Annotated in this window: 8 protein-coding genes and 2 pseudogenes; all 10 read left to right on the top strand. The window is 44.1% G+C overall.

The window, feature by feature from the left end; translation table 11 throughout:
- Positions 1-12 precede the first annotated feature (12 nt).
- The 10 genes and pseudogenes from NXV01_RS02990 to NXV01_RS02945 all read left to right on the top strand — a co-directional run bounded on the left by NXV01_RS02990 (position 13) and on the right by NXV01_RS02945 (position 20,561).
- Entirely contained in the window at positions 13-1,656 is a 1,644-nt protein-coding gene (locus tag NXV01_RS02990; protein ID WP_259021680.1) for a SusE domain-containing protein, read from the top strand.
- Between the two features lie 88 nt (positions 1,657-1,744).
- Positions 1,745-3,346, top strand: coding sequence for a DUF4832 domain-containing protein (locus tag NXV01_RS02985; protein WP_217720938.1), 1,602 nt, complete (start codon positions 1,745-1,747; stop codon positions 3,344-3,346).
- A 20-nt stretch (positions 3,347-3,366) separates the two neighbouring features.
- A complete protein-coding gene (locus NXV01_RS02980) occupies positions 3,367-5,247 on the top strand; it encodes an FAD-dependent oxidoreductase (protein WP_259023426.1) in 1,881 nt (626 codons plus the stop codon).
- The gene (locus tag NXV01_RS02975) at positions 5,240-7,306 is read left to right on the top strand and encodes an alpha-galactosidase (protein ID WP_259021679.1); all 2,067 of its coding nucleotides are present in this window, start codon (positions 5,240-5,242) and stop codon (positions 7,304-7,306) included. The genes NXV01_RS02980 and NXV01_RS02975 overlap by 8 nt, the downstream gene beginning before the upstream one ends.
- A 25-nt stretch (positions 7,307-7,331) precedes the next feature.
- Positions 7,332-8,633: an acetylxylan esterase gene (locus tag NXV01_RS02970; RefSeq protein WP_004311196.1), complete on the top strand. Its 1,302-nt coding sequence runs from the start codon at positions 7,332-7,334 to the stop codon at positions 8,631-8,633.
- Between the two features lie 28 nt (positions 8,634-8,661).
- The gene (locus tag NXV01_RS02965) at positions 8,662-10,455 is read left to right on the top strand and encodes a glycoside hydrolase family 2 protein (RefSeq protein WP_259021678.1); all 1,794 of its coding nucleotides are present in this window, start codon (positions 8,662-8,664) and stop codon (positions 10,453-10,455) included.
- Between the two features lie 24 nt (positions 10,456-10,479).
- Positions 10,480-11,334 (top strand): DUF4886 domain-containing protein, encoded by an 855-nt coding sequence (locus NXV01_RS02960; protein ID WP_259021677.1) that lies wholly within the window; start codon positions 10,480-10,482, stop codon positions 11,332-11,334.
- A 67-nt stretch (positions 11,335-11,401) separates the two neighbouring features.
- Positions 11,402-13,609: a glycoside hydrolase family 3 N-terminal domain-containing protein gene (locus tag NXV01_RS02955; protein ID WP_259021676.1), complete on the top strand. Its 2,208-nt coding sequence runs from the start codon at positions 11,402-11,404 to the stop codon at positions 13,607-13,609.
- A 79-nt stretch (positions 13,610-13,688) separates the two neighbouring features.
- Positions 13,689-16,141, top strand: a pseudogene (locus NXV01_RS02950) (beta-glucosidase H).
- A gap of 1,153 nt (positions 16,142-17,294) precedes the next feature.
- Positions 17,295-20,561, top strand: a pseudogene (locus NXV01_RS02945) (SusC/RagA family TonB-linked outer membrane protein).
- The last annotated feature ends 10 nt before the right edge of the window (positions 20,562-20,571 follow it).

Raw genomic sequence — 20,571 nt, 5'->3', positions numbered from 1 at the left:
ACTATTACGAACATGAAAACAATGCATTTATATAGAAACCTTGGAATGGTGGCTGTGGGAATGATGAGCATGCTTGCCACCTCGTGCGAAGAGGAGATAGACAATACTGCCTCACGCAACCAGTCGGAGATTGAGTTGACTCCTTCGGGCGAATATATTAAGCTCGATGAAAGTAAACCCAACGAGACAGCTTTTACGCTGAAGTGGAGCACCGCTCACAATTTTGGTGAAGATTATATTACAACTTATAAATACGAGATGCAGCTTATCGGTAGCGATGTTGCAAATATCAAGGAATTTGATGATGATGGTGAATTTCTTCGCTCGTACACCAACAAAGAGATGCAAGATATATTGGTCGATTACTTCGGTCTAACCACCAGTACCATTGGCGAAGTCCTTTTTACTGTTACAGCCAACTTTGAAGGTCCCCGTCTTATGGTGCCCGATATTGCTACTGCAACGGTGAAGTTCAAAACTTATGGCCCCAAACAGTATAAAGCTGATAACCTTTATGTGGGAGGTACTGCCGTAGGCGATGATAATATTAAGATGACGCTGAAAGACGAGACAAACAGAATTTATAGTTACGAAGGAGCTTTGGTTACCGGTAAGATAAACTTTCCCGTTGACTATGCCGACGAATTGAATGCCATTGGCCCGGAAACCGCCGATGCCCCCATCACCACAGGTGAAATGGCAGGCGTCATATCCGATCGCGCTGAAGCCAATTCGTGGTTAATTCCATCTGCAGCTACCTATCGTATCACTGTGAATATGAGTAAACAGACGGTGAAGATAGTAGAAGCTGGTGCTGTAGTTGAAGCCGACCAGATATTCCTGGCTGGTAGTGCCGTAGGTGGGGAACAGATTGAGATGGCTCAAGCCCTCGAAAATGACCAGATTTATGCTTGGCGTGGTGCACTGAAAGCTGGTAACCTTTACATCCCGCTCACCTTCGAAGGTGAACAAGCGATGGCCATTGTACCGGAAATAGCTGATAGTCATGACATCGAAGATGGTCAATTGTCAACATTCGGACAAGTACTCATTAGCAAAGTGGATAAACAATATTGGACAATTCCGGCCGATGGAACTTACCGCATTGTATTGAATAAGGAGGAGAAATCTATTACCATCTATTCGACCGCTACCGATCTGAAACCACTCACCGTATCGTTCAACAATACCGAACTGGGGAAAAACCCATGGAGTCAGGAAGTCAATGTACTGCACATGTATGGTGGTTTCAATAGTTTTGCTTACGATTCGGGTATTGATGAAGAAACCGGAAAAAGCTTCAAGTACTGTCAAGTGAAGTATAACCTTATTCAGAGTGTTGCCAATCCGAAAGTATTCGTTTATAAAGGTGATGTATTGCCACGTAATGAATATAAGGATAATTATGGGAAGACAAATGCCGGTTGGGTGAACTTCAGCACGCTGCGATATGCTAATAACGGATGGTTCGTTGGTTCTACTGCTGATGCTGTTCGTAATAGCTACAATGGATACACTACAGTAACAGCAGGTAAGATAGAAGGAACCGTAACAGGTCAGGGCAATAACCGCTATGCTTATTTCCTCATCCCGGAGGGCTGTAACTATGTGGTAGTGGACCTAGAGAACAACACTGTACTCTTTGATATTAAATAAATCCAAAATGAAAGAATAAGAGGTGGAGCTTTTATCACTTCACTTCTTATTCTACCTTTAAATGATAACAATAAACGAGATATATTTTATGAACAAAATAATAAAAAACAGCATCAAGACCTTGTCGATGTGTCTGCTAGCTACTACGCCTTTCATTGGCACTGCTTGTTCAGACGATGATGCCCCTATAACCGATTATAATTGGAACATTGAAGGCAACACGACCGTCAATATCATGCCCGAACGCTACAAACTGCAGCGTAACCCTATGAGTGGATGGGTCATTTACTCGGGTATTGGAAGTGGTATGATGATGGATTTCTGGGATCTTTATGATAACTTCGAGTCGTCAGAAGGTACTGTGAAGGTATCTGACTATGGTAATACGCTCTACGTTCGTGGTCTTTGGAGCCATTTTAATCCTGAAAAAGGCAAATATGTATGGGATGAGAGTGTACAGACTGAACCTGCCAAGCGTTTTCGTATGCTGGTGGAAGGAGCTAAAGAACGAAACTTGAAGCTCGCCTTTACCTTTGTGTGTGATAGTCGTGACAAACATGAAGATGCCTGTCCCGATTATGTAAAAGATGCCGGTGCCGAAGGGTTTACCACTACTACCGGTAGTGTAAACGTATGGACACCTTATCCGGACGATCCCATTTTCCAGAGGGAGTATGAAGGGTTCCTTACTGCTTTTGCTGCCAAATACAATGATCCTGATGTCACTCAATTTGTGAGCGGTTTTGGATTAGGCAAATGGGGTGAGACTCACACCCTGAAATACTCTACAGGTGATGAAGCTCCTAGACAAGCAGTATTTGAATGGATTACGGATGTAATGTCACGCCTTTTCACTAAAGTGCCTATCATGATTAATTATCATCGCTGTTTGCTTAGTGGCAAAGAGTTTAGTGATACCGATACCGAGGTAGCTGCCGATATGGTGAAACGTGCCGTAGCCAAAGGCTTCTGTTTGCGTCACGATGCTTTCGGCATGAAGCAATATTATAAGGATTGGGAGCGTGGCATCAGTACTACCTATCATGGTATCGTACCTATCACTATGGAAGGTGGTTGGGTAGAATCATCACACGGTGGTTCTATTGCCGGCGATGGTTACAAGAATTTTGCCGAGGTGCGCCAGGGAGAATATGATGAAGCCAAGGGTGGTTATGTCAACATGATGGACCTCCGCTTTGATACCAACGTGAACAAAGGTGAAACTCATTCTTGGTTCAATACAGCTTTCCATTTGGTGAAGGAGTTTATTGCTGAAGGTGGTTACCGTCTCTATCCCGACCGTCTGTCTATTCCTACTATAGCCCGTAGTGGCAGTAGTGTATCGCTTACTCACCGCTGGTCGAACTTGGGTTGGGGTTACTGTCCTACCAATTTGCCGCAGTATGGTGACAAGTACAAACTAGCTATCGCTCTGCTCGATAAGAATACAGAGGATCCCGTCCGCATCTATATAGAAGACAAAGCAAATATTGCCACTTGGATGAAGGGAGCTCCCAAGACTTACACTACTAATATCAAACTCACTGATGTAGCCGCAGGGAATTACATTTGGGCAGTAGGATTGGTAGATACTACCAAAGAGAATGCCATTGGTATCTTAATTTCAGCCCGCGATGAGTATCAAACCTCCAAAGGTTGGGTGAAAGTGGGTGATATAACTATTCAATAATTAAAAAACGCTGTGCTATGATGAAAAAAATCTTACTGACATGCATAGCCGTAGCCTGTAGCCTTGTGGCTGTAGCCGGAGAACTGCTCATCGAAGCAGAAAGCTTCAGCCAGCGAGGCGGCTGGGTGCTCGACCAGCAGTTCATGGATCAAATGGGTTCACCCTATCTCATGGCACATGGCATGGGTATTCCTGTGGCCGATGCTACGGCAGAAATCAATATTCCCCAGGCGGGCACTTACTATGTATATGCCCGCACCTACAACTGGACTTCACCTTGGACCGATGCCGAAGGGCCCGGAAAGTTTCGTCTGGCTTTAGGTGGTAAGTTACTGAAAACTACATTGGGACACACTGGTAATTCCTGGCAATGGCAGTCCGCCGGCAAGGTCGTATTGAAAGCAGGTACTATCACCCTTGCTTTGAAAGACCTTACAGGTTTTAATGGTCGTTGTGATGCCATCTATCTCACGACTGATATGAATGTGCAACCCACTGCATGGGGCGAGGCAGAGACAGCTGCACTTCGTGCCCGCTTGCAACAACAACAAACGGTGCCCACCCATCAGTACGACTTTGTGGTAGTGGGAGGAGGCGTAGCCGGCATGTGTGCCGCTACGGCTGCTGCCCGGTTAGGTTGTAGGGTGGCATTAGTGAACGATCGTCCTGTACTGGGTGGTAATAACTCGTCGGAGATACGTGTACACCTGGGTGGTATCATCGAAAAGGGACCCAACGAGGGGTTAGGTCGTATGATACGCGAATTCGGTCATGAACGTTCCGGTAATGCCCAACCGGGTGACTATTATGAAGATCAGAAAAAGGAAGACTTTATAGCTGCCGAAAAGAATATCACCCTTTATGCTTCACAACGTGCTGTGGCTGTAAAGATGCAGGGTGATCGCATAGCATCAGTCACTATTCAACATATTGAGACGGGTGAACAAACCGAACTTACCGCTCTTCTCTTTAGTGACTGCACTGGCGATGCTACCATAGGCTACTTAGCCGGTGCCGATTGGACTATGGGACGTGAAGGCCGCGATGAATATGGCGAAAGTCTCGCTCCCGAGCAGCCCGACTCGCTAGTGATGGGCGCATCGGTACAATGGTATAGCAAGGACATGAAGAAGAAGACCTCTTTCCCCCGCTTCGAATATGGTATGCGCTTTGGCGCTGATAATTGCGAGCCTGTAACTATGGGCGAATGGAAATGGGAAACAGGAATGAACCGTAATCAAATCACCGAGGCTGAACGCATACGCGACTATGGACTTTTGGTGGTATATTCCAATTGGAGCTATCTGAAGAATCACTATGCGGATCGTAAAAAGTATGCCAACCGTTCACTCGATTGGGTGGCGTATGTTTCCGGTAAACGTGAATCTCGCCGTCTTCTGGGCGACTATGTGTTAGCACAAGACGATATAGACAAAAATGTGGCACACGAGGATGCTTCGTTTACTACCACTTGGAGTATCGACCTCCACTTCCCTGATAGCGTGAACAGTGTGCGTTTTCCTGATAATGAATTCAAGTCGGCAACGGTGCATCGTTGGATTCATCCTTATGCTGTCCCTTATCGTTGTCTTTATTCGCGCAATGTGGATAACCTCTTTATGGCAGGTCGTAATATGAGCTGCACACACGTAGCCTTGGGTACGGTACGTGTGATGCGTACTACTGGTATGATGGGTGAAGTAGTAGGTATGGCAGCCGGACTCTGTCATAAGCATGGCGTAGAACCGCGTGATATCTATCATCATCATCTGCCCGAATTAAAGCAGCTTATGCAGGCAGGCTTGGGCAAACACAATGTACCCGATAACCAACGTTTCAACGAACCCAACAAGTTGTTGGAGGCTCCGGCTTACATCAAACCGCAGACAAACTATGAGTAAAAAAAGTATTATCACGATATTTCTCTCAACCATATTGGGATTGCCGCTTTGGGGAGGACAGCACTATTATGCTTTCCTGAAAGGTGATACACTACGTATGGGCAATAACTACATGGAGCGTACCATGCTGTGGAATAATGGTACACCTGTCACCATTAGCCTCACCGATAAGCTATGTGGAAAAGTAATCCCGGCTCAAGGCAAAGAGCCTGACTTTTCGATTGTGAAAGGCATCCCTACAGCTGCTACTTTCACTGTGAATGAGATTCCAACGAATGGTATACATGCCAGCTATCTGCAAGCCACTGTGGCTTGCACCATCGGTTCTCTAAGTATAGAACGTCGCTATCGCATTTATGCAGACTGTCCCGCCATTGCCTGCGATACCTATCTGAAAGGACAAGTAGAACTTTACCAGAATAAAAATGACAATCGTTCTAATGCTGATCGTAAAAATATAGAGCACACAGTCGATATGACTACGGGGGTGAAAACTCCGACGATCGACAGATTGCAACTCTTCGGTAATCATTGGCGTGCCCGTACGGTAGAGTTCTTCGACTATACTGATTGGAATGACAATCTGGTGACTGAACGTACCTGGCTTCCTTACCGTCGCAACACCTATCGTGGTAATCTGCTTTTTGCTCACGATGTGGCTACCCGGCAAGGTTTCTTTTTCTTGAAAGAGGCTCCTTGCAGCAGTACCCAATTACATTATAATGGTTCCGACTTCGTGGCCGACTTTAGCGATTTTATGGTAGTGGGTCTGGGCATTGCATCTGATGATGTGAAACCGGATAGCTGGACTCGTGTTTATGGATGCGTTACCGGTGTTTATATCGGAGATGAACAAGAAGCACTAACAGCATTGCGCCTTTATCAAAAACAACTGCGCCACCACACCGCCGCACAGGATGAGATGATTATGCTCAATACTTGGGGCGACCGTAGTCAGGATGCCAAAATAGATGAGGCTTTCTGCCTGGCCGAGCTGGACCGTGCCGCACGTCTGGGTGTCACCCTCTTTCAACTGGACGATGGTTGGCAGAGCGGAAAAAGCCCCAACTCAAAGACAGCCGGAGGCAGTTTTAAAGATATCTGGAAAAATGCTGATTATTGGACGCCCAACCCCACGAAATTCCCTCATGGACTGAAACGCATTGTAGAGAAAGGAAAGAAATTGGGTATTCGTATCGGATTATGGTTTAATCCTAGTATACAGAATGATTTTGCCGATTGGCAAAAAGATGCGCAAGTCATTATCGGGCTTTACAAGGAGTATGGCATCTGCTGTTTCAAGATAGATGGCTTACAAATACCTACTAAAACAGCCGAACAGAATTTACGCCGGTTGTTTGATACCGTGTTAGCACAAACCAACCATGAGGTGATTTTCAACCTCGATGCCACTGCCGGTCGTCGCGGTGGATATCATTATATGAATGAGTATGGCAATATCTTCCTGGAAAACCGTTATACCGATTGGGGCAACTATTATCCCTATCGCACCTTGCGTAATCTTTGGATGCTGTCTCGCTATGTACCGGCCGAGAAGATGCAGATAGAATTCCTGAATAAATGGCGTAATGCCGATAAGTATAGCACTACCGATCCATTTGCTCCCGCTCGTTATAGTTTCGACTACCTCTTCGCCATCACCCTGGCGGCACAGCCATTGGCTTGGATGGAGGCTTCGAACCTGCCCGAAGAGGCTTATGCTACGGCAACTCTGCTTAAAAAATATCAACCCTTGCAACTTCAATTTCATCAAGGTATCATATTGCCCATTGGTGAAGAACCTTCGGGACGCTCGTGGACAGGATTTCAATCAATAGTCTCTGATATGCAAGGTTATCTCATTATTTACCGCGAAGACAATGATATAGCCAGAAGAACCATTGATACTTGGCTTCCGGAGGGCAAGAAGGTAACTTTTACTCCTTTGATGGGAAATGGCAAAAAGTTTGTTGCTGAAGTTGGTGTACAGGGCAAAGTAAGTTTCGAGTTGAATGATAAGAATTCTTTCACTCTCTATCAATATCAGGTAAAACCATGAAAAGACTATAAACAATAACGGAATTATGATAAAAAGTTTGCGTTCTGTTTTTCTTGCTTTGTTTGTTGCCGTGCAATTCGTTGTGTACGGGCAACCGGCGGAAAGGCTGATTCAAGTACTGGTCACTCCCGACCACACCAATTGGTTGTATCAACCGGGAGAAAAAGTGAAATTCAAAGTAGCTGTACTGAAATGCAATATTCCACAGGATCATCTGGAAGTGCGTTATGAGATTTCGGAAGATATGATGAAACCTCATCAGACAGGTAAACAACCTTTGAAGAATGAAAAGCTCGAAATTAATGCAGGTACAATGAAAAAAGAGGGTTTCCTGCGTTGCCGTGCTTTTGTCAGTTATCAAGGGCGTGAATATGAAGGTGTAGCTACCGTTGGCTTTGATCCGGAGAAGCTACAACCGACTACTCCGTTGCCTGCCGATTTTCTTGAATTCTGGAAGAGCACCAAAGAAGCCGCTGAAAAGTGGGCGCTGGAACCTATAATGACTTTATTGCCGGAAAAGTGTACGGACAAAGTGAATGTATATCATGTTTCTTTTGCGAATAATGACTATGCATCCCGTATGTATGGCATCCTTTGTGTGCCGAAAGCTCCCGGAAAATATCCGGCCATCTTGAAAGTGCCGGGTGCAGGTATCCGCGCATATAACGGGGAGCCCGAACGTGCGGGAAATGGTTTTATCATTTTGGAAATCGGCATTCACGGCATTCCGGTCAACCTGACGGGAGATGTATATCACCGACTTTATAACGGGGCTTTGAAAAATTACCATTCGTTCAATACGGACGATCGGGATAAGTATTATTATAAGCGGGTTTATACAGGCTGTGTAAGAGCCATTGACTTCATTTACACACTTCCCGAATTTAATGGTAATCTGGCAACTTTCGGTGGAAGCCAGGGCGGAGCACTTTCCATAGTGATTGCCGGACTGGATAACCGTGTCAAAGGATTAGTTTCTTTCTATCCGGCTTTGTGTGATATTGCAGGCTATGCTCATGGTCGTGCAGGAGGTTGGCCGCACATGTTTAAGGATGAAAGGAACCGGACACCGGAGAAGATTAAAACCATTCAGTATTTTGATGTAGTCAACTTTGCCCGGCAGGTTAAAGTACCGGGATTCTATACTTTCGGTTATAATGATATGGTCTGTCCGCCTACCACCACTTATTCGGCTTACAACATGATTAATGCTCCGAAAGAGTTGTTCGTGGCCGAAACGACTGCCCATTATGCCTATGCAGAGCAGTGGAGTGCTGCCTGGAACTGGGTGATGAATTTCCTGAAGAATGAATCGAGAAATGAATAATGTATAAATACCACAAACTAATAGATAAATGAAAATAGGTAAGAAATTAAATCTATGTCTGTTGTTGCTGATCGCTTTTGCAGGAAGCGTTGCGGCACAGGAACTGATAACGAATGTCTACGGTCGTGACATTCATTCACTGAATGGTAAATGGAATGCCATTATCGACCTGTACGACCAGGGACAACGAATGAAAATCTATGAAAATCAGCAACCGAAAGGAAATACTGATTTCTACGAATATGCATTCGAAGGCGGCTTGCGTCTTAATGTCCCGGGAGACTGGAACTCGCAGTCGTCCGAACTGAAATATTATGAGGGTACTGTATGGTATGCGCGTCATTTTGATGCCAAACGTCTGGCAGACAAGCGTCAGTTTCTTTATTTTGGTGCTGTCAGCTATCGTTGCAAAGTCTACCTGAACGGAAAAGAAATAGCAGAACATGAAGGTGGGTTCACCCCTTTCCAAGTAGAAGTGACGGACCTGTTGAAAGACGGCGATAACTTCTTGGCAATAGAAGTGAACAATCGTCGTACCAAGGACGCCATTCCTGCTATGGCGTTCGATTGGTGGAATTATGGCGGCATCACAAGAGATGTGTTGCTGGTGAAAACTCCCCGCACATTTATAGAAGATTACTTCATCCAACTGGATAAAAACGCTCCCGACCGGATCATTGCCCGTGTACGTCTTTCTGATAAAAAGGCGGGTGAAAAGGTGACAGTCGCCATTCCCGAACTTAAAATCAATGCGGAACTTACTACTGATGCGGAAGGAAAAGCGGAAACCGTATTGAATGCAAAGAAACTGCAACGCTGGTCGCCCGAAGAACCGAAACTCTATGGCGTGGTCATTTCTTCAAGTACCGATCGCGTGGAGGAACAAATAGGCTTCCGTAACATCACAGTGAAAGGAACGGATATTTACCTGAACGGGAAACCGACATTTATGTGTTGCATCTCTTTCCATGAAGAGATTCCGCAGCGCATGGGACGTGCTTTCTCGGAAGCCGATGCATCCATGTTGCTGAATGAAGCTAAGGCGCTTGGTGTGAACATGATTCGTCTGGCACATTATCCGCAGAATGAATACACGGTACGCTTGGCAGAAAAGATGGGTTTCCTTCTCTGGCAGGAAATTCCTATTTGGCAAGGCATTGACTTTACAGACAAAGATACCCGTAAGAAAGCACAGAAGATGCTTTCTGAAATGATAAAGCGCGATCAGAATCGTTGTGCAGTAGGTTACTGGGGTGTTGCCAATGAAACACAGCCTTCCAAAGAACGGAATGATTTTTTGACTTCCCTGCTTGAAACAGGCAAACAGCTGGATACTACCCGTCTGTATGTCGCCGCTTTTGACCTTGTGCGCTTTAACAGTGAGAAACAGCGTTTTGTAATGGAGGATTCCTTTACTTCCCAATTAGATGTCGTAGCAATCAATAAATATATGGGCTGGTATCATCCATGGCCTGTTGAACCGAAAGATGCAATTTGGGAAGTAGTGACGCACAAACCGTTGATTATTTCTGAATTTGGTGGTGAAGCATTGTACGGTCAGTCTGGCGATGAGAATGTAGTCAGCTCCTGGAGTGAAGAGTATCAGGCACGTCTGTATAGAGACAATATTCGTATGTTCGACAATATCCCTAACCTGCGTGGAGTATCTCCCTGGATTCTGTTCGACTTCCGTTCTCCGTTCCGTTTCCACCCCACTAATCAGGATGGCTGGAACCGCAAAGGGTTAATATCCGATCAGGGAATGCGCAAGAAGGCATGGTATCTTATGAGAGATTATTACATGAAAAAAAGAAATAACTAATAGGTTTAGCTATATTTGATTGTGATGAAGAGATATAGAATTGTTGCGATTTGTATGTTCATATTGCTCCTTCTGACGGAGGGGGTATATGGACAACAAAAGGTAGTTAAGATATTGGCTATCGGCAATAGCTTTTCCCAAGATGCCGTGGAGCAATATCTGCATGAACTTGCGGAAGCCGAAGGTATTTCAACCATAATCGGCAATATGTTTATTGGTGGCTGTTCCTTAGAACGCCATGTGAAGAATGCCCGTGAAAATGCTCCTGCCTATGCCTACCGGAAAATCGGTACAGATGGAAAGAAACGGGAAAAAGGCAAGATGTCTTTGGAAATGGTACTGGCGGATGAAGACTGGGATTATGTCAGCCTGCAACAAGCAAGTACTTTTTCGGGAATGTATGAGACGTATGAAGCCTCTCTTCCCGAGCTCATAGAGTATGTAAAAGCACGTATTCCCAAGAAAACAAAGTTGATGCTGCACCAGACTTGGGCCTATGCATCCACTTCCAATCACGGTGGATTTAAAAACTACAACCGCGATCAGCTGACGATGTATCACGCAATTGTAGATGCAGTGAAAAAAGCAGGTAAGGCATATAAGATTAAGATGATTATCTCTACGGGCACTGCCATACAGAATGCCCGTACCTCTTTCATCGGCGATCATATGAACCGTGACGGATATCATCTGGATGTGAAAGTCGGACGTTATACTGCTGCCTGCACTTGGTTCGAACGTATCTTCAAACGCAATGTAATCGGAAATCCTTATGGCCCGGAGAGCCTGGATGAGGCTCGAAAAGCTGTTGCCCAGAAAGCTGCTCATGCAGCAGTGAAGCATCCGTATAGGGTGACTGATTTATCTGAAAGACAATAAAAAGAAGCCATGTTGTGGCTGTCTGATAAAGCTATATTTATATACTAATTAACCGACGAAAACATCGATGAGAAAGAAAGTATTGGTTTACGGATTATGTTTGCTAGGTTCTATATGCACCCTTTCGGCAAAAGATAAAAAAGATGTTGCACTATATAAAGACGCAAAGGCTCCGATTGAGAAACGCGTAGATGATCTCCTATCCCGCATGACTTTGGAAGAGAAAGTGATGCAGCTTAATCAATATACCCTGGGACGGAATAACAATGTGAATAATGTAGGTGAAGAAGTGAAGAAAGTGCCCGCAGAAATCGGTTCTCTGATTTACTTCGAAACAAATCCCGCACTGCGTAATAGTATGCAGAAAAAAGCGATGGAAGAGTCTCGTCTGGGTATTCCTATTATTTTCGGCTACGATGCAATTCATGGTTTCCGTACCGTGTATCCTATTTCGTTGGCACAGGCTTGTTCCTGGAATCCGGATTTGGTAGAGCAGGCGTGTGCTGTATCTGCACAGGAAGCGCGTATGTCGGGAGTGGACTGGACTTTCTCACCGATGATTGACGTGGCTCGTGATCCTCGCTGGGGACGTGTGGCAGAGGGTTATGGTGAAGATCCTTATACAAACGGGGTATTCGGTGCAGCTTCCGTCAAAGGTTATCAAGGAGATGACTTGTCAGCAGAAAACCGTATGGCAGCTTGTCTGAAACATTATGTAGGTTACGGGGCATCCGAAGCCGGGCGTGACTATGTCTATACCGAGATCTCCAAACAAACTCTTTGGGATACTTATCTGCTCCCTTACGAGATGGGTGTGAAAGCAGGTGCGGCAACACTGATGAGTTCCTTTAATGATATCAGCGGTGTGCCGGGTTCGGCCAATCCTTACATAATGACCGAGATATTAAAGAAACGTTGGGGGCATGATGGATTTATTGTTTCCGATTGGGGAGCCATCGAACAGTTGAAAAATCAGGGATTGGCAGCGACCAAAAAAGAAGCAGCCTGGCATGCGTTTACTGCCGGTCTTGAAATGGATATGATGTCTCATGCTTACGACCGCCATTTGCAAGAGTTGGTAGAAGAGGGCAGAGTATCGGTAGCTCAAGTAGATGAAGCTGTACGTCGTGTTTTACTTTTGAAATTCCGTCTCGGCCTTTTCGAACGTCCTTATACTCCCGCAACAAGTGAGAAAGAACGTTTCTTCCGTCCGCAAAGTATGGATATTGCAGCCCGGCTTGCGGCGGAATCCATGGTCTTGCTGAAAAATGAAAACAAAACATTACCGCTGACTGATAAAAAGAAGATTGCCGTGATAGGACCAATGGCAAAAAATGGTTGGGACTTGTTGGGTTCCTGGTGTGGTCATGGAAAAGATACGGATGTTGTCATGCTCTATAATGGACTGGCTACTGAATTTGCAGGAAAAGCTGAATTGCGTTATGCAGCAGGCTGTGCTACGAAAGGAGATAACAGAGAAGGATTTGCAGAAGCATTGGAAGCTGCACGCTGGTCTGATGTAGTTGTTCTTTGTTTGGGTGAGATGATGACCTGGAGTGGTGAGAATGCTTCCCGTTCTTCTATCGCATTGCCGCAGATTCAGGAAGAGCTGGCCGCAGAACTGAAGAAAGCCGGAAAGCCTATTGTACTGGTATTGGTGAATGGACGTCCGTTGGAATTGAATCGTCTGGAACCGATTTCCGATGCTATACTGGAAATCTGGCAACCGGGTGTGAATGGAGCGTTGCCGATGGCCGGTATATTATCAGGACGTATCACCCCATCCGGTAAACTTGCCATGACGTTCCCTTATTCCACAGGACAAATTCCTATTTATTACAATCGCCGCAAGAGCGGACGTGGGCATCAAGGATTCTATAAAGATATAACAAGCGATCCGTTGTATCCGTTCGGGCATGGATTAAGTTATACCGAATTTAAGTATGGCACCGTTACCCCTTCTGCTACTAAAGTGAAGCGCGGCGATCGATTGTCTGCAGAAGTGACTGTCACCAATGTCGGTGCTCGCGATGGAGCAGAGACTGTTCATTGGTTTATATCCGATCCGTATTGCTCGATTACCCGCCCGGTGAAAGAACTGAAACATTTTGAGAAACAGTTGATTAAAGCCGGAGAAACGAAGACTTTCCGTTTTGACATAGACCTGGAACGTGATTTCGGTTTTGTCAATGAGGATGGTAAACGATTCCTTGAAGCCGGAGAATATCATATTTTGGTACAGAGACAGACCGTTAAAATAGAACTGATAGACTAAAAATGTAAAGAACAAAAGTGTGTCAAGAGCTGATAGCCAAGTTGGTTTTTGACATATGCTATATTAATACAAAATCACCATGAAAAAGAAAATAGGAGGCATAGGTTTATGTATGCTTGCATGGAGCATATTAACCTGTGCGCAGACAATCACTCCCCAAGCCGAACAACGTGCCAGGGAAATTGTATCTAAAATGACTTTGCAAGAGAAAATAGAGTATATCTCCGGATATACCAGCTTCTCGCTTCGTGCAATCCCCCGTTTGGGAATTCCTGAAATAAAACTGGCGGACGGACCGCAGGGAATTCGTAATCATGCCCCCAAGAGCACTCTCTATCCTTCTGGAATACTTTCCGCTTCTACCTGGAACCGGAGTCTGCTTTATCAACTGGGGCAAGGATTGGGACAGGATGCCAAAGCTAGAGGAGTGAATATACTGCTCGGGCCGGGAGTAAATATCTACCGCGCTCCTATGTGTGGACGTAACTTTGAATACTTTGGCGAAGACCCTTATTTAACGGGTGAAACGGCTAAACAATATATCCTGGGCGTGCAATCGGAAGGAGTTATTGCCACCATCAAGCACTTTGCAGCTAATAATCAGGAATGGAGCCGTCATCATGCCAGTTCGGACATAGACGAACGTACTTTGCACGAGATTTATTTTCCGGCCTTTCGGAAAGCTGTACAGGAAGCGAATGTGAGTGCTGTTATGAACAGCTATAATCTTCTGAACGGTGTCCATGCTACCGAACATAAATGGTTGAATATTGATATCTTGCGTAATCTCTGGGGATTTAAAGGTATCTTAATGTCGGACTGGACTTCCGTATATTCTGCCGTAGGAGCCGCTAATGCCGGACTTGATCTTGAAATGCCGAAAGGACGTTTTATGAATGTCGACAATCTTATACCTGCTATCAAAAACGGTACGGTGACAGAAGAAACCATCAATCTGAAAGTGCAGCATATCTTGCAGACCTTGATTGCTTACGGCATGCTGGATAAGGAACAGAAAGACAGTAACATCGCGCAGGATAATCCTTTTTCCCGCCAGGCTGCTTTAGAACTGGCACGCGAAGGTGTAGTCTTACTGAAGAATGAAGGAAATCTACTCCCCTTAAAAGGAAAGACTGCTGTGATGGGGCCCAATGCCGACCGCATTCCTACAGGTGGTGGAAGTGGTTTTGTAACTCCATTTTCTACGGTATCTGTTAGTGAGGGACTGGGAAAACTGAAAAAAAGAACCTCGTTCAGTTGACGGACGATGTGATTTATGAGGATATTCTTCATGAATTTTATGCGGATGCCGCTCGGCAGACGAAAGGATTTAAAGCCGAATATTTTAAGAATAAAACGCTTTCGGGACAACCGGAGGTCACTCGTACAGAAGCATCAGTTGATTATGACTGGCAATATGGAGCACCACTGGAAGGTTTTCCGGAAGATGGATTTTCTGTCCGTTGGACAGCCAGTTATATGTCTCAAAAGGATGGATTATTAAAACTATCCATTGGTGGCGATGATGGTTATCGCCTGTTTGTGAATGATAAGCATATTACAGGCGATTGGGGTAATCATTCATATTCAAGCCGTGAAGTGGAACTGCCGGTTGAGGCAGGTAAAGAATACAGTTTCCGAATCGAGTTTTTTGATAATATCTCTTCAGCAATTATCCGTTTTAAAGCATCCAGGCTGAATGAAGAGAAACTTCGTCAAGGATTGGCAAAGGTGGATAACGTTGTATTCTGTACCGGTTTCAATAGCAATACAGAAGGAGAGGGGTTCGATCGCCCGTTTGGCTTGTTACATTATCAGGAATTATTCATTCAGAAAGTAGCTTCTCTGCATCCGAATCTGGTAGTAGTGTTAAATGCTGGCGGTGGAGTTGACTTTACCTCTTGGCATGAGGCTGCAAAAGCGATTTTGATGGCATGGTATCCCGGACAGGAGGGTGGACAGGCAATAGCCGAAATATTGACCGGAAAGATTTCTCCGAGTGGTAAGTTGCCGATTTCTATCGAAAAGAAATGGGAAGATAATCCGGTGCATGACAGCTATTATGAGAATCTGAAAGCGGAGATTAAGCGTGTCGATTATTCAGAGGGTGTTTTTGTTGGCTATCGGGGATATGACCGTTCGGGCAAAGAACCTTTTTATCCATTTGGCTATGGGCTGTCTTATTCTACTTTCGCTTATAGTAATTTAGCTGTGGAGAAAACCGGTGAACATCAGGTGACGGTTAGCTTTGATATAAAGAATACAGGAAAAATGGATGCTTCGGAAATAGCCCAGGTATATGTGCATGATGTAGAATCTTCCGTTCCCCGTCCTTTGAAAGAACTGAAAGGCTATGATAAGGTGTTCTTGAAGAAAGGAGAGACACAACGCCTTTCTATTGTATTGAATGAAGACGCATTTTCTTATTACGATATGAATCAACACCGCTTTGTAGTAGAAAAGGGTGTATTTGAGATTCTTGTCGGTCCGGCTTCCAATCAATTACCTTTAAAGGCTGCGATTGAATTATAATTACCGATGCATCAAATGCCTTGTTCATGCCGGTAAACAATCTGTTTCGAGGCATGAAACAAACTGTTCGCAGGTTTAAAACAAATAAAACTGCCGTCAACCGGAAATTAGCACCTAAGTAATCAGGCACTAATACTCTATCCCTAGGATATTAATACCTGAATTGTAGAGTATATATACGCAATGTGTTGGATATATATATCCAACACATTGCGTATATATGCCCTGTATATTGGATATATATGTCCTTAATCTATATGAAAGACCCTAATGGTGAAAGATGATATCTTCTGTGTTTTGTGCTTTATGTCACTGTAAAACGTTGATTCATAGTTGTTAAACTGAAAATGAAACCTGTGAACCTTCTAAATGCTTCTTAATAGTTGTATATTCGTTTTCAGAAATCTAGTGTTGAGTTTATAACTATGAACCAGGTTCCAGTTTTCTACCCTTTTCTCCACTCTTCTCCATTTTTTATTTATAAATAAGTACCTGTTAAAATAGCTTCTTATCATCAGTTCTCTATCCATAAAGTTAATGATATTGATAGATAGGTGTTATTTAGTCAAAGGAAATGGGTAGTGTATATTGCAATATCGATTAGAGAAAGAGAGAAATGAAAACCGAGTTCTTGACGAACTTGGTTTTATTTTGATATGAAAACGAATGCCTTATTATTTTTAATTCTTAATAACAACAAAATAATCGTTTATAATATCATTATAGTAAAACAAAAGTAGAATAAAATAAAGTATTACGCAAGTGAATCTACTAAAATATTTTAAAATAAAATAGTTGGATCGTTGTGCTTTCTGGCAACAAAAATGTGATAACAGTTTTATCAACTTGCCTTCGGTACCAAAATAAGTATTTATTATATAGCAATTTACATACAAATAGTATCGAACTCAAAACTGTGCGAGTGTATGGATGATTGTTTTATCTAAAATGTCCTTCCAAGTTGTATTTCCAAGCATAGGTAAAACCAAGTTCGTCAAGAACTCTGGCAAATATTAACCTAAGATAAAAATAGAAAAGCCTATGGAAAACTAAACACACAAATTGCCTGAAACATGGTGTCAAATAATATATGAAGGCACCACAAAACCTTAGAAATTCTAACTTACTAATGTCTAACTGAATAAATTAAAGTATGACAAGAAAAACTAACCGATGCCCGGCCTTTATGGAAGGACGGGGAACACGTTGCCTGAAAATGGCAGCAGTTGCTATTTTTATTGTTATGGTGCACACAACCTATGCAAGCAGTAGCTAATACTAATGAAACACAGGAAACTGCTGATATACAGCAGCAAAAAGTAAAGACTATAGGTGTTGTAGTGGATGAAAACGGAGAACCTCTTATTGGAGTCTCTGTAAAGGTGCAAGGTACTGCCACAGGTACTGTTACTGATCTCAACGGACGCTTCTCTATCGATTCCCCCAAAGGAGCAGTTCTCTCACTTTCGTTTATTGGTTATAAAACTATTACCGTGAAAGCTGATGGGACACCCCTTAATATCGTTATGAAAGAAGATTCGGAACAGCTCGACGAAGTAGTCGTTGTAGGCTACGGAACACAAAAAAAGTAAATGTAACCGGTGCGGTAGGTATGGTTGATGCGAAAGTGTTGGCTGCACGTCCTGTAACCAATGTGGCGCAGGCCCTGCAGGGTACAGTGCCAGGATTGAACTTCACGGTAGGAAGTGAAGGTGGAGCCTTGGATGGTTCGATGAGTTTTAATATTCGTGGTGCAGGAACAATCGGTGATGGTTCCGGGTCGTCTCCACTTGTGTTGATTGACGGTATCGAAGGTAATCTTAATTCGTTGAATCCGAATGATATAGAAACGGTTTCTGTTTTGAAAGACGCTGCTTCTGCCTCTATTTATGGGGCGCGTGCTGCTTTTGGTGTTATTCTGATTCAAACCAAGAAAGGGAAAGCGGGTAAAGCCAGAGTCAGTTATAATGGAAATGTCCGTTTCAGCGACGCGGTATCAGTGCCTGAAATGATGGACTCATATACTTTTGCCCAGTACTTTAATCGTGCCGCAGAGAATGCGGGCAGATCCGGTGAGGCTCCGTTCTCATCCGAGCAGTTACAGAAAATAAAAGATTATCAGGAGGGAAAGATAACATCCGTCACAACACTGAATACGAATAATAACCGTTGGAACAATTATGGCGGAGCGAATGCCAATACGGATTGGTTTAAAGAATTCTACAATGACTGGGTGCCATCTCAAGAACATAATCTAAGTATTTCGGGAGGTAATGAAAAAATCCAATTTTCATTGAGCGGTAGTTTTATGGACCAGAACGGTCTGTTGCGGCATGGTGAAGATAATTTGCAACGTTATACAATGAACAGCACCATTACAGCGCAGATCACAGATTGGTTCAGAGTGAACTATTCTACCAAATGGACACGTGAGGACTTTGACCGACCCTCTTATCTGACCGGGCTATTCTTCCATAATATCGCTCGCCGCTGGCCCACCTGTCCGGCTTACGATCCTAATGGCTATCCCATGAATGGTGTGGAAATTACAGAATTGGAGGATGGTGGCCGACAAACCAACCAGAAAGACTTGAATACTCAACAGTTGCAGTTTGTGTTTGAACCGGTCAAGAACTGGACAATTAATATCGAGGGTGCTCTAAGAACGGAAAACAAAAATGAACATTGGGAAGTATTACCTATCTTCTCTCATGACGGTGACGGTAATCCGTATTCTATACCATGGGGAAGTTATGGAGCCGGCAGTTCCGTTGTGAACGAATATAATTATAAAGAGAATTATTACAGCACGAATATCTATTCCGATTATTTTAAACAATATGAAAGCGGTCATTACTTTAAAGTGATGGCAGGTTTTAATGCGGAGTTGTATAAGACAAGAAGTTTGTCGGGGCAGAAGAATACGCTGATCTCCAATTCTGTGCCTACACTGAATACAGCAACGGAATCTCCTACTACTTCCGGTGGATATGCACACAATGGGGTAGCCGGATTCTTCGGGCGTATCAACTATAATTATAAAGAACGCTATCTGATAGAGTTGAACGGTCGTTATGACGGTTCGTCCCGTTTCATTAATGACAAGCGTTGGGGATTTTTCCCGTCATTGTCAGTCGGATGGAATATAGCACGTGAAGATTTCTTCAGGAATATAGCCGATAAAGCTCATATTGATGTATTGAAATTAAGAGGTTCATGGGGGCAGTTGGGTAATACGGATACTAAGGATGCATGGTATCCTTTCTATCAGACGATGCCACAAGGCACTGATTATAACTGGTTGGTGAATGGAAAAAGACCGAATTATGCAAGCCTACCCGGTATCGTCTCCAGCTTGAAGACTTGGGAAACGATTGAAACCTGGGATATCGGTTTGGACTGGGGGCTGTTTAATAATCGCTTGACCGGTTCGTTCGACTACTTTGTGCGTTGGACGTATGATATGATTGGCCCGGCTCCGGAATTGTCTTCCGTACTGGGTGCTACTCCTCCGAAAATCAACAATTCCGATATGAAATCCTATGGTTTTGAGCTGGAACTGGGGTGGAGAGATATGATTGGTGATTTCTCTTATGGTGCTAAATTTACGTTAGCCGATGACCAACAGAAAATCACTCGCTATCCGAATGAAAACAACAAACTTTCCGAAGCATATTATCCGGGAATGATGAAAGGAGAAATCTGGGGATATGAAACGGTAGGTATCGCACAATCACAGGAAGAGATGGACGCTCACTTGGCCAAAGTGGATCAGTCTTCTTTGGGAAGCAAGTGGGGAGCAGGTGATATCATGTATAAGGATGTAGACGGCGATGGAGTGATCTCGACAGGTGAAAATACCACAGAGAAACCCGGTGACCGTGTGATTTTGGGCAATAATACACCTCGATTTAAATATGGTATCACGTTGGATGCAGCATGGAAAGGTGTGGATTTCCGTATATTTCTGCAAGGAGTGGCCAAGCGCGATTATGTGTTGAGCGGTCCCTATTTCTGGGGAGCCAATGGAGTGGACGAATGGCAGGCTACCGGATTTAAGGAACATTGGGACTTCTGGCGCCCGGAGGGTGACCCGTTGGGTGCTAATACAAATGCCTATTATCCACGCGTGTTGAAAAGTGATTCGAGAAATATGGCGGTGCAGAGCCGTTATATTCAGAATGCAGCTTACTGCCGTATTAAGAATGTTCAGATTGGCTACACGTTGCCTAAGAGCTGGACGAATAAAGCTGGAATGTCTTCAGTTCGCGTATATGTGTCGGGTGACAATCTGTTGACATTCTCTCATATGTCCAAGATTTTCGACCCGGAGGCTTTGGAAAGCACTTATGATGCGAATAATGGTAAACTCTATCCGTTGCAGCGCACCATCTCGGTAGGTTTAAATGTTAACTTCTAATTTTAAGGCT

Origin of the sequence: Bacteroides sp. BFG-606 (assembly GCF_024788145.1) — a bacterium.
Taxonomy (GTDB): Bacteria; Bacteroidota; Bacteroidia; order Bacteroidales; family Bacteroidaceae; genus Bacteroides; species Bacteroides vicugnae.
Note: the sequence above shows the minus strand (reverse complement) of the source record. Positions and strands in the feature narration are given on the sequence as shown.

What these genes read in the sequence shown, in the direction of transcription:
- NXV01_RS02990 (WP_259021680.1), top strand. Translation starts at nt 13, where the DNA reads ATGAAAACAATGCATTTATATAGAAACCTTGGAATGGTGGCTGTGGGA.
- NXV01_RS02985 (WP_217720938.1), top strand. Translation starts at nt 1,745, where the DNA reads ATGAACAAAATAATAAAAAACAGCATCAAGACCTTGTCGATGTGTCTG.
- NXV01_RS02980 (WP_259023426.1), top strand. Translation starts at nt 3,367, where the DNA reads ATGAAAAAAATCTTACTGACATGCATAGCCGTAGCCTGTAGCCTTGTG.
- NXV01_RS02975 (WP_259021679.1), top strand. Translation starts at nt 5,240, where the DNA reads ATGAGTAAAAAAAGTATTATCACGATATTTCTCTCAACCATATTGGGA.
- NXV01_RS02970 (WP_004311196.1), top strand. Translation starts at nt 7,332, where the DNA reads ATGATAAAAAGTTTGCGTTCTGTTTTTCTTGCTTTGTTTGTTGCCGTG.
- NXV01_RS02965 (WP_259021678.1), top strand. Translation starts at nt 8,662, where the DNA reads ATGAAAATAGGTAAGAAATTAAATCTATGTCTGTTGTTGCTGATCGCT.
- NXV01_RS02960 (WP_259021677.1), top strand. Translation starts at nt 10,480, where the DNA reads ATGAAGAGATATAGAATTGTTGCGATTTGTATGTTCATATTGCTCCTT.
- NXV01_RS02955 (WP_259021676.1), top strand. Translation starts at nt 11,402, where the DNA reads ATGAGAAAGAAAGTATTGGTTTACGGATTATGTTTGCTAGGTTCTATA.